Origin of the sequence: Mucilaginibacter sediminis, assembly GCF_051903035.1 — a bacterium.
GTDB lineage: Bacteria > Bacteroidota > Bacteroidia > Sphingobacteriales > Sphingobacteriaceae > Mucilaginibacter.
This window is the reverse complement of record NZ_CP170602.1, coordinates 3,192,113-3,209,048: the sequence shown is the minus strand read 5'-3', so window position 1 is coordinate 3,209,048 and position 16,936 is coordinate 3,192,113. Positions and strand designations below refer to the sequence as shown.

General features: G+C 43.2%; 10 protein-coding genes and 1 pseudogene. 8 read left to right on the top strand and 3 right to left on the bottom strand.

Features of this window, described 5'->3' with window-relative positions; translation table 11 throughout:
* Positions 1-228 precede the first annotated feature (228 nt).
* The 3 genes from ACFGVS_RS12770 to ACFGVS_RS12760 all read left to right on the top strand — a co-directional run bounded on the left by ACFGVS_RS12770 (position 229) and on the right by ACFGVS_RS12760 (position 4,224).
* On the top strand, positions 229-894 hold the full coding sequence (locus ACFGVS_RS12770) for a hypothetical protein (RefSeq protein ID WP_143065476.1): 666 nt from the start codon (positions 229-231) through the stop codon (positions 892-894).
* A 105-nt stretch (positions 895-999) separates the two neighbouring features.
* Complete coding sequence (locus ACFGVS_RS12765) at positions 1,000-2,895, top strand: DNA topoisomerase IV subunit B (RefSeq protein WP_439698920.1); 1,896 nt, start codon at positions 1,000-1,002, stop codon at positions 2,893-2,895.
* 138 nt (positions 2,896-3,033) lie between these two features.
* Positions 3,034-4,224 carry a winged helix-turn-helix domain-containing protein gene (locus tag ACFGVS_RS12760; RefSeq protein WP_439698919.1) on the top strand — a complete coding sequence of 397 codons (1,191 nt, stop codon included), beginning with the start codon at positions 3,034-3,036 and terminating at the stop codon, positions 4,222-4,224.
* A gap of 376 nt (positions 4,225-4,600) precedes the next feature.
* Here the strand turns inward: ACFGVS_RS12760 and sucC are convergent.
* Both sucC and ACFGVS_RS12750 read right to left on the bottom strand, forming a co-directional pair.
* Positions 4,601-5,797 (bottom strand): annotated as a pseudogene (gene sucC, locus ACFGVS_RS12755) (ADP-forming succinate--CoA ligase subunit beta); the annotation flags it as partial.
* Between the two features lie 60 nt (positions 5,798-5,857).
* Entirely contained in the window at positions 5,858-8,962 is a 3,105-nt protein-coding gene (locus tag ACFGVS_RS12750) for an ATP-binding protein (protein ID WP_439698918.1), read from the bottom strand.
* Between the two features lie 176 nt (positions 8,963-9,138).
* Between ACFGVS_RS12750 and ACFGVS_RS12745 the strand changes: the two genes are divergently transcribed.
* The 4 genes from ACFGVS_RS12745 to ACFGVS_RS12730 are packed head-to-tail and all read left to right on the top strand — an operon-like array spanning position 9,139 to position 12,279.
* Positions 9,139-9,792, top strand: coding sequence for an ABC transporter ATP-binding protein (locus tag ACFGVS_RS12745; protein WP_439698917.1), 654 nt, complete (start codon positions 9,139-9,141; stop codon positions 9,790-9,792).
* A 14-nt stretch (positions 9,793-9,806) separates the two neighbouring features.
* Entirely contained in the window at positions 9,807-10,115 is a 309-nt protein-coding gene (locus ACFGVS_RS12740) for a hypothetical protein (protein ID WP_439698916.1), read from the top strand.
* On the top strand, positions 10,105-10,713 hold the full coding sequence (locus ACFGVS_RS12735; RefSeq protein ID WP_274212086.1) for an HAD family hydrolase: 609 nt from the start codon (positions 10,105-10,107) through the stop codon (positions 10,711-10,713). The genes ACFGVS_RS12740 and ACFGVS_RS12735 overlap by 11 nt, the downstream gene beginning before the upstream one ends.
* 54 nt (positions 10,714-10,767) lie before the next feature.
* Positions 10,768-12,279 carry a S41 family peptidase gene (locus ACFGVS_RS12730; protein ID WP_274212087.1) on the top strand — a complete coding sequence of 504 codons (1,512 nt, stop codon included), beginning with the start codon at positions 10,768-10,770 and terminating at the stop codon, positions 12,277-12,279.
* A gap of 391 nt (positions 12,280-12,670) precedes the next feature.
* Here the strand turns inward: ACFGVS_RS12730 and smc are convergent, their stop codons facing one another.
* The gene (gene smc / locus ACFGVS_RS12725) at positions 12,671-16,210 is read right to left on the bottom strand and encodes a chromosome segregation protein SMC (protein ID WP_439698915.1); all 3,540 of its coding nucleotides are present in this window, start codon (positions 16,208-16,210) and stop codon (positions 12,671-12,673) included.
* 332 nt (positions 16,211-16,542) lie between these two features.
* On the opposite strand from smc, the gene ACFGVS_RS12720 reads away from it, so the two are divergent.
* Positions 16,543-16,908 carry a nuclear transport factor 2 family protein gene (locus ACFGVS_RS12720; RefSeq protein ID WP_274212089.1) on the top strand — a complete coding sequence of 122 codons (366 nt, stop codon included), beginning with the start codon at positions 16,543-16,545 and terminating at the stop codon, positions 16,906-16,908.
* Positions 16,909-16,936 lie beyond the last annotated feature (28 nt).

The window sequence follows — 16,936 nt, the reverse complement described above, 5'->3', positions numbered from 1 at the left end:
AATTAGTAACAAAATTTATAAAGCTATTTTGTTGCAGTATTTTTGGCTGATTTTTTATCCGGCTAAATAAAAAGAGGAAAGTGGTATAAGATGCATTTAACTAATGCAAATAGCTGATATTAACTTAGTTGTTTGTGTTTTTAAATTATAATTAATTTTGATTTGTGGTTCTATTTTTATAGAATTACATAAAGAAACAGCCCTGGTTTCGAGTTAATGAAAACTATTGTGAAGCAGCTTAAATGTATTTTACTTCAGGCTATACTATTGCTATGCATTACAGATGTTTTTGCACAGGCAAAGCGTCCGTTATATTTGGCCGCACACAGGAAAAAGTCCCTGCCTGCTGTAACGGTTAAGCCGGTTAAGGGTAGCACGGAATTTCGCGAGTTTTCAAAAATTTTGGCCAATGCCAATGTTACTTTTACCTTCCCAAAAGGTTTCAGAGAGATTCCGGCCGTAAATAACGAGAATTTTTCGTTTGACTATGCTATGGAAATTCCAGGGCGTGAGTTTGAGATATGGTTCCAGGTAAAATCCTTAAAACAAAACTGGCTGAGTTTGGAGCGCAACCATGAACAGCAAAATCCCGATTCGTCATACCTGGAGGTTGGTAAAGCACAGGCAACTAATTTTTCTGGCGAACAGGACAATTTTGTAAGGCCCATTCCGGCCAATGTGCTGGCGCGTTATAATGCCGATGCCGGTAAATCGTACCTGCTAACCCTGATGGACATGCCCGAAACCAAAAGCTACAAATACGCCTTACTCATTATTTTGCAGCGTAACCATACCGGTACAATTATGGCGGTTTGCTTTACCAACGAAAAAGATCCCGAATTTTTCCGGAACGCCGATAGGGCCAGCAATTGCCTTAAGTTTAAGATTCATTAACATTATGTTAGTAAGTTAACAGTTTTGGACACTCAATTCATTACCGAAACTTTATTTTTGCAAATAGGTGCATAGTAACACCTGCTTTAAAATTCTACTTTATAAATGGCAGAACCAGTTAATTACAGTGAAGATAGTATCCGCTCGCTCGATTGGAAGGAGCACATCCGTTTACGCCCAGGTATGTATATTGGTAAACTGGGCGATGGCTCGGCTTATGATGATGGGGTATACGTATTGCTTAAAGAGATTGTAGATAACTCGATAGATGAGTTTGTAATGGGCAGCGGCCGCACCATTGAGGTAAATATGAGCGATCATAAAGTATCGGTACGCGATTATGGCCGCGGTATCCCGCTGGGTAAGGTTATTGATTGCGTTAGTAAAATAAATACCGGCGGTAAATATGATAGCAAGGCCTTCCAAAAATCGGTAGGGTTAAATGGTGTGGGTACCAAGGCGGTAAACGCGCTGTCGAACAATTTCATTGTACAATCATACCGCGACGGCCGTACCAAATTGGCCGAATTTGCCAAAGGCGAACTGATTCGGGACGAACCCGAAAAGGAAACCACGCAACGCAACGGTACGGCTATTAACTTTTTGCCCGACGATACCATTTTCAGGCATTACCGTTTTATCCCGGAGTTTGTTGAGAGCATGATCTGGAACTATGTGTTCCTTAACTCGGGCCTTACCATTAACTTTAACGGCCAAAAATATTTTTCGGAACGTGGGCTGTATGATTTGCTTACCCGTAATACCGATGTAGAAACGCTGCGTTATCCTATCATCCACCTTAAAGGCGAGGATATTGAAATAGCCATGACCCACGGGCAGCAATATGGCGAGGAATATTACTCGTTTGTAAACGGCCAGAACACTACACAGGGCGGTACCCACCAGGCTGCTTTCCGCGAGGCAGTTGTTAAAACCATCCGCGAGTTTTATAAAAAGGAATTTGATGCTGCCGATATCCGCGCATCTATAGTTGCGGCTATAGCCATTAAGGTACAGGAGCCGGTTTTTGAATCGCAAACTAAAACCAAACTTGGCTCGCAAAATATTGGCCCCGAAGGGCCATCGGTGCGTGGTTTCATCAACGATTTCCTGAAAAAGGAATTGGATAATTACCTGCATAAAAATCCGGCCGCTGCCGATGCATTATTAAAACGCATTCTGCAATCAGAGCGGGAGCGTAAAGACATTGCCGGTATCAAAAAGCTGGCCAATGAGCGCGCCAAAAAAGCATCGTTACATAACCGCAAGCTGCGCGATTGTAAGCTGCATTTTGAAGATACCCACGAGCGTCGCCAGGATACCACCCTGTTTATTACCGAGGGCGATTCGGCCAGCGGAAGCATCACCAAATCGCGCGATGTAATGACCCAGGCTGTATTCAGCCTGAAAGGTAAACCGCTTAACTGCTTTGGCCTAACCAAAAAAGTGGTGTACGAAAATGAGGAATTTAACCTGCTGCAGCATGCCCTTAATATTGAGGACGGCCTGGATGCCCTGCGCTATAACAATATTGTAATAGCCACTGATGCCGATGTGGATGGTATGCACATCCGCCTGCTGCTCATGACCTTCTTTTTGCAGTTTTTTCCCGACCTGGTAAAGGCTGGTCACGTTTTTATCCTGCAAACGCCATTATTCCGGGTGCGTAATAAAAAAGAAACCATTTACTGCTACAGCGACGAGGAACGCCGCAACGCCATAGCCAAATTAGGCAACAAACCCGAGATAACCCGTTTTAAAGGATTGGGCGAGATTTCGCCCGATGAATTTGGCTTGTTTATAGGTAAAGATATCCGCCTTGATCCCGTGATCCTGAAAGACGCCAACATTAAAGGCCTGCTGGAATATTTTATGGGCAAAAACACGCCAACCCGCCAGATGCACATTGTAAACAACCTGCGGGTTGAAAAAGATGATGAAAGCATTAACCCGCTGGTTGCCGAAGAGGCCGATGGGGTGGCATTGCCGGTTGCAGTTTAACCCGATTTGTTATCATAATACATAATGCACGCCCCATTGCGGGTAATGCCGCCAGTCCGAAAAATGGTAATGACCTAATTGCGAACGGAATTCTTGTAGAGGTTTATGTGATGTGCCTCTGCTGAAAAACGAATTGGTATGGAACCTCTGATACTATCAAAACCACAGGCCCGAAAAATCATCCTTCACGCTGCCGGATTAGCCAGGCAGGCGCAGTTTGGATCGGGGATTGAGGCGGTTTACCGGCTTATTGATCACCTTGGGTTTGTGCAGCTGGACACCAATTACGTGGTTGAAAGGGCGCACCACCACGTAATGGCTGCGCGGGTGCCGGATTATGAGCCGGATTGGCTGAGCGAACTGGTAGCCGACGGCCGGATATTTGAATATTTTACTTCCGACGCGGGGTATATCCCGATGAGGGATTTTCGTTTTTCGTTGCCCGTTAAGGAAGGTTTTTCGGTAAACCGGAAGCCCCTGACACCAGCAGAAACCCGCCTCATGAAACAGGTGCTTGACCGGGTGGAACGTGAAGGCCCCCTGATGGTTGGCGATTTTGAGAACGACCGGCTGGAGGCCAGCTCGGGCTGGTGGGATTGGCGCCCGGCCAAAGTGGCGCTCGAACGGTTGTACCTGGATGGCAAACTGACCATCACCCGCACTAAAAGTTTTCATAAAATATATGATGTGCCGATGAATTTAATTCCGCTGGATACGGATTTAACCATGCCCACGGCAGAAGAATTTGCCCGCTTCGTTATCAGGCGAACGCTGGGTGCATTGGGGATAGCCTACGTTAAAGAAATGGCCTGGCGCGCGCGTTATGTAAAGGGCAACCTGGTTAAAAAAGAACTGGAGAAAATGGTAGCCACAGGCGAAGTGCGCACCATACAGGTAGAAGGGTTAAAAAGCGCCCCGCTTTATATGTTGCCTGGCCAGCAAACCGAGGTTGAACTGGCGGGTGATGCTTTTATCCTTTCGCCCTTTGATATCCTGAATGTATTCAGGCACCGCTTGAGGGACTTTTTTGACTTTGACTATCAGATTGAATGCTTTGTGCCCGCGCCCAAACGCAAGTATGGCTATTTCTGCTTACCGGTACTGGTAGGCGACACCTTTGTAGCCCGCATGGATGCCAAAGCCGACAGGAAACAAAAAGTACTGATTGTACACAACCTGCATTTTGAGGAGGTAGAGCTTGACGAGGCCATGATAGGGAAGATAACAGCAGCGCTAAAAGCATTTATTCTATTTAATAACTGCCGGGATATTGTTTTTAAAAAATCGAATAGGGCGGATTATATGGAGGTTATTGGGGCGGCTTTTTGATGAGGGGAGGGATGGCAGCACAAATAAACGATATCGGGTATCCACCAATTAAAACCTGAAAAAATCGTTATGAGGTGCAACGGATATAGTTAAACTAATGTTCTAAACTACCGTCATTGCGAGGTACGAAGCAATCCTCTTCATGCTAAGTCCTACGTAGTTCGGGATTGCTTCGTACCTCGCAATGACGGATATTAGATATTGACAGTCAGTAACTTACGAATACGTCATTATAAGGAGGAACGATGCGGCAATCGCGAACTTTACAGGCCGATTTATTCGCCGCGCAACGCTCGCAATAACATTTTTGCGAAGGGCTTTTAACCCAAAAAAGGGACACAAGGCCCCTTTTTCAATATACTTCAATCTGCTTTAACTACAAAGCCAATACTTCTTTTACTCTTTCGGCAGCTTCTTTAAGCAAAATGGCCGAGTATACTTTTAACCCTGAGTTATCTATCAATTCTTTTGCTTCGGCGGCGTTGGTGCCTTGTAAACGAACAATGATAGGTACAGGGATGTTGCCAATTTCTTTGTAGGCGTCAATAACACCCTGTGCAACACGGTCGCAACGAACGATACCACCAAAGATGTTGATCAGGATGGCTTTAACGTTCGGATCGCTCAGGATGATGTTGAAACCTGCTTTTACGGTTTCGGCATTGGCAGTACCACCAACGTCAAGGAAGTTGGCTGGCTCGCCGCCGGCAATTTTAATAATATCCATGGTGGCCATAGCTAAGCCGGCACCATTAACCATACAGCCTACGTTGCCATCAAGCTTTACATAGTTAAGGTTTGATTTGCTGGCTTCAACTTCAGTAGGGTCTTCCTCGTCGGTATCGCGCATAGCAGCGTAATCCGGGTGACGGTATAGGGCGTTATCATCAATGTTGACTTTGGCATCAACAGCTAAAATTTTGTTATCAGATGTTTTTAATACCGGGTTAATTTCAAACTGCGATGAATCGGTTGCATCGTAAGCTTTGTACAATGCCGCGATGAATTTGGTCATATCCTTAAAAGCCTCGCCCGATAAGCCTAAGTTGAAAGCAATTTTGCGGGTTTGGAAAGCCTGCAGGCCAACTTTAGGATCAATTTCTTCTTTAAATATCAGTTCGGGGGTTGAGTGTGCAACTTCTTCGATATCCATACCGCCTTCGGTGCTGTACATGATAATGTTACGGCCTTTAGCCCTATCAAGCAGTACACTCATATAAAACTCTTTAGTTTCGCTTTCGCCAGGATAGTAAACATCCTGGGCAACTAAAACTTTTTTTACTTTTTTACCTTCGGGGCCGGTTTGTGGGGTAACCAGTTGCATGCCAATAATATTGCCTGCAATTTCTTTAACCTGATCGTGATTTTTGGCCAGCTTTACGCCACCGCCTTTACCACGGCCACCGGCATGGATCTGGGCTTTTATAACCACCCAGCTTGACCCCAGGTCTTCTTTCAATTTTTGGGCAGCTGCAACAGCCTCTTCGGGTGTATCAGCAACAATGCCTTCCTGTACTCGTACGCCAAAGCTTTTTAATATCGCTTTGCCCTGATATTCGTGGATATTCATGTTTTTTGAAGAATTTGCGGTAAATCTACAATTTTTGTTTAAAGTAGGGGAGGATTGTAGCGTTTATTTGACAGCACTTATTTTATCATCGCCTTTAAGCCAGAAAGAAATTTTACTTCCTTTACCCAATTGGCTTTGGATGGTTAGTTTACCCCCATTTTTTTCGATAAAATCCTGGCAAAGCGAGAGCCCCAGCCCCGAGCCCTTTTCGCCCGAAGTGCCATCTTTATGAAAATTTTCCCTGCGGAATATTTTGGCAATATCCTCGGCAGACATTCCGCCGCCGGTATCTTCTACATACACTTCAACAAAGCCGGGTTTAGTACTGTATCCCAGGGTTATTTTGCCGTTAACAGGTGTGAATTTAGTGGCATTGCCAATCAGATTGCGCAATACCAGCTTTATCATATCCCTGTCGCCGTAAACAGCAATGCTTTTATTGATGTTGTTAACCAGTTCAATATGTTTGTTATCGGTGTTCAGTTTAAACAGGTGATAATTTTCGTCGGCAATTTCCATTATATCAAACAAAACCCGGTGTACCTGGATGCCGTCCATCTGGCTTTTTGCCCAGTAAAGCAGGTTATCCGTAAGGCTAAATGCCGATCCAATATTTTCATCGAGATGGGGGATAAGCTCACCTAACTCAGCAAGCGATATCGAACCGGATTTTACCATGTCGAGGGTTTGCTTGAGCTGCCCTATTGGGCCCCTTAAATCGTGCGAGATGATTGAAAAAAGTTTGTCTTTGGTTAAGTTTGATTCCTGTAGCGCCCTGCTTTGGGTCAAAATTTCGTCGTTTTTATCACTTAATTCCTTGGTTTTTTCGTTAACCTTTCGTTCCAATACCACCTTTTGTCTTTTAATGCGGCTGTTATTAAATATGCTGAACAAGTAAAAAAACAATGACCCTGTAAGTATATAAAATAAATACGCCCACCAGGTTTTAAACCAGGGGGCGTTAACATGAAACGAATAAGCATCTGTGCTGCTTATTTGCCCGTAAATGTTTTTGGCCCGTACAAAAAAGGTGTAATCGCCATCGGCAAGGTTGGTAAATGAAACTTCGCGGTCATGGCTCCAGCCCGACCATTTATCTTCAAATCCGTTTAATTGGTATTGGTATTGCATTTTGTCGGCATCCTCAAAAAACGGGCTTGTGAAAATAAATTTCAATCTGTTTTTTGAAAACGGAATATCGTTTTGCGGTAACCCGGCCCCGGTAGTAAAAATGGTTGAATCAGCCGCCTTTACGGTTTTGATATATACAGGCAACGGTTTATGGTAATAAGTTTGCTGATTGGGGTTGTAATTTACAACCTGCTTTAAATTTCCAATCCAAACCTGGTTGTTGCCGGCCGCAAGTACCGGTGCATCTACATCAACAGGCAGCAGGCCATGTGTTGTCAACGCGATTTTTTTAAATGGAGTAAACAACAACCCGAACGAACCATCAGCTTGTTTTATAAAGACGCCAGCATTTTGCACTTTTTTTGATGGGGCTCCCCAAAAGTAAATATCGCCCCGGGTAGTTTGTGTAGCGGTGTAAATGCAAACGCCCCGGCTCACCTCACCAAGTATGGCATCGGGTTCAAACCTGTTTTTTATTTTGTTGTAGCTATAAAAACCGTTGGTGGTGGTGGCTACAATGCGGTTGTTTAACCGGTAAATACGGTTGTTGAGGGTTGATGGTAATCCGTTTTTTGTATCATAAAAGGCCGTGCTGATTACTGAATCCATTTGCGCGTTTAGCCTTAGTTTATAAATACCTTTATTGTAGTGGCTTATCCATACGTTACCTTCATCATCTTGTTGTATATAGCGGGTTTCCTGTTCAAAGCCCCTGATCTTTTTTTCGTGCCAGGTATTGCCTTCTTTTGATAAAAGCCAGATGCCCGTGTTATAGGTGCCCATGATCATACAATCGGGCTTGTTTTTTATCTCGCCAAGGGTTTGGATAAACCAATGATGAATGAGCGGAATAGCTTTTTTGCCTTGTATTTCAAAAACCCCTTTACGATGAGCTAAATATAGTTTGCTGCCAAAATTAAACATATTCCAGTTTTCGCTTTCGGTTCCGGGGATGGCAGAAAAAGTTGAATTACCATTTTTATAAAAAAGCGCTTTGTCGGTACCCACATATAAATCGTTGCCTTTTTTACCAAGGGATAGTATGGTACCGTCCAGGCCATTATTGTGGTCATAAATAGATAAGGGCGAACTTGAAACCAACTGCGTAATATAGGTATCGGCACCAAGCCAGATGTTTTGGGCCCTATCCAGGAAACAAAAACCGGTGTTTAGGTTAAGCCCCAGCATATCTTTTGAGTTAAAATTTACCGTTTCGCCATTTTTGTTTAAAAGATAAACGCCTTCTTCGGCAACCAGGGCTATTTTTCCCATATCCAGGTAAAGCAGGCTTCGTACAGGAACGTTTTTGGTGGTTGTAACCGGATTTTTGGTGAGGAGTAACATTTTTTTAGTGCTATCTGCCTCCAGCGGGTTTAATGCCCATATCCGGTTGTTATCGTCGAGCAAAAGGTATTTGTCATCTTCGTAGTCGGCAATTCGTTTCAAATGTAGCCCGGCCATTTGTTTGCCAAAACCGGCATCTGCAAATTGGCCGTTTTTATATACTAACAAGCCGTTACTACCTAACGAAAACAATTGTTTTTTTAGCCGAAATAGCCAGTTATCGGCAATATTGAGTATTTTAAGTGTGCCCTGGCTGTACCGGAAAATGTTTTTGTTGTTATTGAAAAACACCTCGTCATTAAAAACTATTGTTTGGCGTATATCATTCAGGTTTTTGTACGTTTTGGGAAGCAGGGGCAATAAAGTATGATACTTATAATTTGCTGCGCTATCTTTCCTGAAGTAACCAAGTTCGTTATAGGAGCCTACAAAAATTTCATTTTTTGAATTAATGCCTAATGAAAATACGTAGTTTTGATTGGCAATGGGCATTAAATCCCATGTAAGGCCATCGTATTTAACAACACCATCGTTATTGGCAATATATAGTACCCCCTGGTTATCCTGTGCCATGGTCCAGCTTTGTATGCCGGCGCCGTAAACGTTCATTGGGTATTTTTCAACAAATAGCTGCTGGGCATTAATAAACGGTACATTGATAAGTAAAATGCAGCAAACTATCAGAAGGCGCATATTTTATATTTAGGTGATTGCAATAATATTACTCCTTAAGGTTTTATTTCACAGGGGTGTATACGGCATATTAGCTGTTTTGTTATACTATTTTAACATTATCAGCTTTAAATTTAGTCATATTCTGCAGGTTTGCTACGCCCCGATAAAATCAACCAAAATATTAACTTTGCGTTATGCTTAAAGCTAAATCCATTTATAAATCATACGGGCAGTTACAGATATTGAAGGGTGTTGACCTGGAGGTTAAACGAGGCGAAATTGTAACCATCGTTGGCGCATCGGGGGCCGGCAAAAGTAGCCTGCTTAATATTTTAGGCACGTTAGACAGGCCGGATTCGGGGGAGTTATATATTAACGATATTGAGTTAAGCAAGCTTAATAATAAAAACTTAAGCGATTTCCGGAACCGTAAAATTGGCTTTATCTTCCAGTTTCATCATTTGCTGGCCGAGTTTACGGCGCTGGAAAATGTGTGTATACCGGCGTTTATTGCAGGTGTATCAAAGTCAAATGCCGAAAAAAAAGCCAGGGAGTTACTGGATTTGCTGGGATTGAGCGATAGGCTGAGCCATAAGCCCAACCAACTTTCGGGTGGCGAACAACAACGGGTAGCCGTTGCCCGTGCCCTTATCAACAATCCGGCGTTAATATTTGCCGACGAACCATCGGGCAACCTCGATTCAGTAAACGCGCTGGAGTTGCATGAACTTTTCATTAAGTTGCGTAATGATTTTAATCAAACTTTTGTTATTGTTACTCATAATGAAGAACTTGCCGACCTATCTGACCGTACGGTTATTATGAAAGACGGTTTAATTGTACCATAAGCTTAGCTATTAAATTGAAGATACTGATAACAGCAGCAAATGCTGCACAAGCTTATAAGCAAAAAAATAAATTAAACGGCGCCGATATTATTATGGGCGATTATATGGAATTGCCGGATTTTATGTTGAAGCCCGGCCAACTCATTCGCCTGCCTAATCCTGCATCGCCCAGTTACACGCATGAAATGCTGGCTTTATGCCTTGACTTGGGGGTAGACAAAGTTTATCTTTTCCGCGAACAGGAAACCGGCCTGTTAAAACAATCGGAGGTGTTATTTAACGAATATAATATAACAATCATTGCCGGCAACGATGAAGTATAAGGATATTGATAAGCGCAAAACCGCGTTTGTACTGGAGCTGGATGATGTTTTATACCCGGCCAAAGATTATATATACCAGGTTTACTACCTGTTTGCAAACATGCTGGAGTATGTTGAACTGGTTGATGCCAAACAAGTAATTAGCTTGATGACAGATACCTATGTTGCCGAAGGGCCCGATTTTGTATTTGATAAGCTTGAAAAGGAATTTCCTGTCGCGGCGCAGTACCGGGACAAGTTTTACAACCTTTTTGATACCGCGAAGCTGCCCCTGAAATTGCTTTTGTACCAGAATATGCTTACCTTACTTCAGGAAATTGTTGTCGACCGCAAAAAGCTATTCATTGTAACCAACGGGAAAGTTACGCAGCAGGTAAATAAGATAAGGCAGGTAGAGTGGCATAAACTTGAACCATACCTAATTTGCTACCTGGCCGATGAAACCGCCCCAAAACCCGAGCCAGATGTAATACACCTGTTAATGCAGGAGCATAACCTGCAACGAAGGGATATTTTGATGATAGGCAGTTCTGAAGTAGATAGCTTATGCGCCGAAACTGTTGGAATTGACTATTTAAGCGTAGACAAATTTTTGTAACACCTGTTGTAACATACTTATTTTTATTTCGTTAACACATTATATTTGTTGTACATGAAAAAAATATTATACTTGATCATCATCCTTGCCGCCGGTTTGTTATCAGCTTGCCATAAGGATAAAAAAATAATCGTGAACGGTACCGATTCTACCGCAATCAAATTAGAAATATCTAACCTGATCAAGGATTCGGTTTACCTGTATACTAAAGAAACCTATTTATGGTATGATGCTATTCCGGATTATAAAACATTTGCTCCACGTTCATTCACGGGAACTAACGAAATAGCCGCACTTACCAGCGAGGTGGATAAACTATCGCAATATAAAATTAACCCGGCAACAAGCCTTCCATATGAATACTATGCGGCCGATCCTGGCTCGGCTAAATACTCGTTTATTGATGATGGGTCTGTTTCTTCAGAACTGGGCGGTGTAAGCGGCGATTTTGGATTCTCGGTGTTGTACCAGGAAACCAACGATCTGCGCGTAAAATATGTATATCCTGGTTCGCCTGCTGATAGTGCAGGCATAAAAAGGGGCGATCAGATAGTAAAACTTAATAGCCGCACCAGTTTGGATTATGATAACGGCGCCAATGTAAACTTTGTAGTAAATGCGATTTTTGGCACCAGCCCAATTACTATGACACTTAAAAAGGCCAACAATACTACAGCTGACGTGTCGTTAAGTGTGGCCGATTATACCATTAACCCGGTTTTAAAATACAAGGTTTTTACTATGGGTGATAAAAAAATAGGGTATGTTGTTTTTAATACTTTTACAGTAATAGCTAACGCCCGCCCCCAATTATTAAAAGCCTTTAATGCCTTTAGCGCTGCAGGTGTTACTGACCTGGTTGTTGACCTGCGCTATAATGGCGGTGGAAGTGTTGAAACAGCCGAATACCTGGATAACCTGATTGTACCTGCTGCAAAAAGCGGCACCCAGATGTTTACTTATTATTATAATAATAAGCTGCAAGCCGATAACCACCCATTGCTAAGCGCTATATATGATATTAATAAAGGCGATTTTTTACCGGCTAACAACCGGGTTAATTTCGCCAAAAGTGGTTCGCTGAATGTAAGTAAAGTGTTTTTTATAGTAACCGGCTCAACTGCATCGGCAAGTGAACTAACTATTAATAACCTGCGCCCCGAAATGGAAGTTAAACTTATAGGTCGCACCAGTTACGGTAAACCGGTAGGTTTTTTTGCTATCGATATCAATAAATACCAATTATATGTGCCGCAGTTTGAAACCAAAAACTCGGCCAACCAGGGTGGGTATTATTCGGGGATGACGCCAGGTTCAACAGATTACCCGGGTAAACTTGATTATGATGATGTTACCAAGGATTTTGGCGATAGTACAGAAGTATTATTGCAACATGCCCTAAACTATATTACTACGGGCGTTTATGACGTGTCTGGCCCGAAAGTTCAAAGCTTGTCAAAAACTAAAACTATGTCGGCACAGCAGGTTTCAGACATGACACTAAAACTGGACGAACGTAAGTTTAAAGGAATGGTAGGAGGAAAGAAAGAACTTCGCCATAGATAAGCGGAAAGCATTGAATCTTATTAAAAAGGGGCAAGGGATATTTATCTTTTGCCCCTTTTTAATTTAAGTTGTAATATCTGCTTTTACAAAATTTGCGGCATTGATGTTTAGTATCTTCTGTAACTTCGAATTCCTTGGAGGGGTGACCCGTTCGGGGGTAATGGTGAGAAATCTTCTATGCCATACCCAACTGTGCATATCGCTCGTATAGAATTTCTTCATACCCTACCCAATGGTCACCTTCGCCCGTCGAAATGATAACTATTTCTTACATAATATACCCAAAGGTGTAAACACGGTGGAGGGGAGGATAAAGCGATAGCGGCGTGCGCCGTTGGTGCTATATGTTTGGGGGAAACAAACTGCCCTGCCTACTTTTAGCGAAATACATTTAATCTGCCAGTTCCCGCAAATCAACTGCCACCACGCGCGATATGCCTTGCTCAACCATGGTTACGCCATAAATAACATCGGTACTGGCAATGGTGCGTTTATTGTGCGATACAATGATGAATTGAGAATCTTTGGAAAAGGTGCGGATGATGTTATTAAATTTATCAATATTGGTATCATCAAGTGGGGCATCCACCTCGTCAAAAATACAAAAAGGGGCGGGCTTTAACAGGTAAAGGGAAAAGAGTATGGCCGTGGCCGTAAGGGTTTTTTCTCCACCGGATAGTTGGTTGATGGATAACGGGCGTTTCCCTTTTGGCTTTGCGATGATGTCAATGTCCGATTCCAGCGGGTGGCTTGGGTCGGTCAGGATCAAATCGCATGAATCTTCGTCATTAAACAATGAGCGGAATACTTTGATGAAGTTTTCGCGCACCATGACAAAGGCATGCATGAATTTTTCTTTGGCGGTATCATCAATCTCCTGGATGGTGGCCAGCAGCGATGCTTTAGCTTCGCTCAGGTCCTTCTTTTGTGCCTGGATGAAGGTGTAACGCTCATTCATCTCATTGTATGCCTCAACCGCCATAGGGTTGATGGCACCAAAATCGTCCAGCTGTTTTTTTAGTTTTTCGGCCTTTTCGCGCAGTTCCTGTTCGCTTTCGGCCGGTGTTTCGGTTTCCGGCAGGTCTTCAATATCGATATTAAACTCAACCGAGAGGCGTTCTTTAAGCGCGTTTAGTTCCAGTTTCAGGTTATTACGCTCATCGCGAAGCTCATTTTCAATCACCTCGTGGTTGTCTTTTTTACGGCGAAGCGCGGTTATCTCGTTTTCGTTTTCGGTAATGATGCCACGCCATTGATAGTATTCCTGCTCGGCCTGTTGGGTGGCTTTTTCCAGGTTTTCCTTCTGCTCGTACATCTCCAGCAGGTCATCGTCGGAGTTGTCAGATTGCTTCAGGTTATCCTGGATGGCAATTTTTACTTTTTCCAGTTCGGCGCTGTTTTGTTTTATGCGGGCCTCCAGGTTTTCCTGCTGATTATCGCGGTATTCCAGGTCTTTTACCAGGCCTGATACCTTGTTTTGCTGTTGGTGAAAACGGATATTCTCCTGGTTAAAGGCGTTTGACTGTACCGATACATATTCGTTCAGTTCGTTAAATTCGGCCTGTTTGTCAACCAGCAGTTCGCTTTGAATTTGCTTCTGGGCTTTTAAATCGGCCAATTGTGGGTGCAGGGCTTCCATTTCGGCTTTAATGCCTTCAATTTTGCGGGCTATATCATCCTTACGATTAAGGCTGTTTTCAATAAATGTCTGGTACTGCTCCTGCCGGGTTTTTACCGTGATCAGTTCGGTATTTAGCCGGTTGATGATCATTTGCTGCTCATTGATCTCGGTGTTTTTAGTTGATGATCTTAAGGCAGATAATCTGCTCTGTAATTCGTCGGATTTGCTTTTCTGCGTGTTAACCAGGCTTTCGATGCCTTTAATTTCTTTAGCCAGGTTTTCCAGATTTTTGGCGCGCCCAATCCTTTTCCCCTCAAACAAACCTACCGATCCGCCGGCCATGGTATGCCTGGATTTGTTGAATTTGCCGCTTTTGCCAATCAGCACCACGCCATCGGGCAGGGCAGCGTTGTTAATTTGCTGGTCTTTATCGTCATCAACCAGGAATACATCTTTCAACAGATGGTTGCACAGGTTAATGTAGCGTTTATCAACCTCGATAACCTTAAGGGCCGATACCGCATCCGCATTTTCAAAAGCAGGGTTAGTCGGGTTTATCTCGTTATAATTTTCAAGGATAAAGAAATGCGCGCGGCCACGCGACGAATTGCTCAATAGCTGGATAGCCTTTATAGCTTCATCATAATTTTCAACTACGTAGTAGTTCATCAGCGGCTCCAGGTAGTTTTCAATAGCTACGCGGTATTCCTCTTTACAAAACAGTACATCGCTAAACAAGGGGGCATTTTTTGCCCAGTCGGTATTTTTCTTTAAAAAGCGGATAGACTCAGGGAAACCTTCCAGGTTATCAACCATGCTTTTGGTAAGGTTGTACTCGTTTTGTTTGGCATCCAGCTTGCGGCTTTCTTTAATGATGGTATCTTTTACCAAACTCAGTTCGGCATCCGTTTCGGCTATCTGCTCCTTTAACTTGTTTTCAAAATCAAGGGCCTGCTGGTAATCAAAATCCAGCGTTTCCTTCCTGTTTTGCAGCTCGGCAACCACCTGGTTAAAGTGCGAAAGTTCCACCTCTTTATTGGTGGTATCTTCCATGTTGCGCTGGCTTTCCTGCTCCAGCGCCTGTTGCTGAATTTGCAGGATATCGATATCCTTTTCTGCCTTATAGGCCTGGTTTTGCAGGCGGGTGTTAATGCCGGTTATTTCGGTCAATTCGTTTCGGGCCGATGTTTGCTGCAGGCGTAACTCGTCAACCGCTTCTTTTAAATCGGCCAGGCGGGTTTTAATAGTTTGCAGGGTTTCATCTTCCAGCGCCTTTTCTTCCGACAGGCGTTTGATGTTGTAAAAAACGTGGTTTAACTGGTTTTTATCTTTGTCAAGTTCCTCTGTCAACCGCGCTTCCTTATCCTGCTGAAATTTTAGCTGCTCGTTCTTAATTTTTTTCTCGCTTTCGTAAGCGCGAATCTTCGATACAAACTCGTTGGTGGTTTTTTGCTGTACCGATAGGTTTTTCTCTTTGGTAATGCTATCCAGCTTTTGTTGTTGCAGGGCAGCCTCCAAAGTATCTATCTGGGCAACAATGCCGCCTTTATCGGCTTTTTGCTTTTGCTCCTGGTCCTGAATTTTTGCCAACGATTCGCTGAAAGATACTATCCTAAATGAGGCCAGCATAATGCTCAGCGATTTATACTGATCCTTTATCCGGTAATAGCGCTCGGTTTTTTTTGCCTGGTTCTCCAGTGTTTTCAGGTTCTTTTCAATCTCGAAAAGCAGGTCTTCAACACGTTCTAAATCGGCTTCGGTATCTTTTAGCTTATTAAAAGTTTGTTTTTTGCGCAGTTTGTACTTAGATATGCCGGATGCTTCCTCGAATAAATTGCGGCGAGAGCCTTCCTTGTTGGTGATGATCTCATCAATCATCCGTAGCTCGATGATGGAGTACGAATCTGAGCCGATACCCGTGTCCAGGAAAAGATCGGTAATGTCTTTTAAGCGGCATTGCACATCATTCAACCGGTACTCGCTTTCGCCGGTGCGGTAAAGCTTGCGGGTAAGGGTAACCTGCGAGTAATCAGTGGGCAGTACGTTTTTGGTATTATCAAAAGTAAGGGAAACTTCGGCAAGGTTGGCTGCTTTACGGGTTTTGGTACCGTTAAATATCACGTTATCCATCTTCTCCGACCGGAGCATCTTGGTGCTTTGTTCGCCCAGTACCCAGCGGATAGAGTCGACGACGTTTGATTTACCGCAGCCATTGGGCCCAACAATAGCAGTTACACCCTCATTAAAATTAATGGTGATCTTATCTCCAAAACTCTTAAAGCCCTTGATTTCTAAGCGGGTAAGCTGCATTTAATTTGTTGTATCCCTTGCAAAAATTTAACCTTCAAAGTAATCATAAAAAAATGATTTTATTAAACTTTTTTAGACGAATTGTCTGAGGGCTGGGTTATGAGGTCTGAGGTCAGAGTTTTTAGCTTTTAACAGGTTTGTACTCTGTAATCAGATGACAGATTTCAGCCTCCCAGGCTTCCAGCCTCAGATCTCAGATCTCTGAGCCCAGACCCCAGATATCCGACCTCAGAAACTTAATAAAGCTTAACCTAAACTTAAAACAAATAATGCCATAGTTTTTATAATACTGAGTAACTTTATATCAGCATTAACCAATAAAACCAATTGAGATGAACACACAGGAAGTAGCTGAAAAATTAGTTGAGTTTTGCCGCGAAGGCAAAAATTTAGATGCCATAAGTGAGCTGTATGCTGATGATGTGGTAAGCCACGAACCAAAAGGTTCGCATATGGAGCTTTCAGAGGGTAAGGAAGCCGCGATAGCCAAAAACCAGCAATGGTATGATATGGTTGAAGAGGTTCACAGCGGCCAGGTATCTGACCCGATTGTAAGCGGTAACTTTTTTGCAGTAACCATGGATATGGATGTAACCTATAAAGGCCAGGGCCGCAGCATGATGAGCGAAGTTTGCGTTTACGAAGTTAAAGCCGGTAAAATTGTAACCGAAACATTTTTTTATAACCTTCCGCAATAAACCTAAACGTTAAAGCCCTCCGGATGTA

Bases quoted from the DNA above. Each gene is read 5' to 3' on its own strand.
- ACFGVS_RS12765 (WP_439698920.1), top strand. From the start codon at position 1,000: ATGGCAGAACCAGTTAATTACAGTGAAGATAGTATCCGCTCGCTCGAT.
- ACFGVS_RS12760 (WP_439698919.1), top strand. From the start codon at position 3,034: ATGGAACCTCTGATACTATCAAAACCACAGGCCCGAAAAATCATCCTT.
- ACFGVS_RS12750 (WP_439698918.1), bottom strand. From the start codon at position 8,962: ATGCGCCTTCTGATAGTTTGCTGCATTTTACTTATCAATGTACCGTTT.
- ACFGVS_RS12745 (WP_439698917.1), top strand. From the start codon at position 9,139: ATGCTTAAAGCTAAATCCATTTATAAATCATACGGGCAGTTACAGATA.
- ACFGVS_RS12735 (WP_274212086.1), top strand. From the start codon at position 10,105: ATGAAGTATAAGGATATTGATAAGCGCAAAACCGCGTTTGTACTGGAG.
- ACFGVS_RS12730 (WP_274212087.1), top strand. From the start codon at position 10,768: ATGAAAAAAATATTATACTTGATCATCATCCTTGCCGCCGGTTTGTTA.
- smc (WP_439698915.1), bottom strand. From the start codon at position 16,210: ATGCAGCTTACCCGCTTAGAAATCAAGGGCTTTAAGAGTTTTGGAGAT.
- ACFGVS_RS12720 (WP_274212089.1), top strand. From the start codon at position 16,543: ATGAACACACAGGAAGTAGCTGAAAAATTAGTTGAGTTTTGCCGCGAA.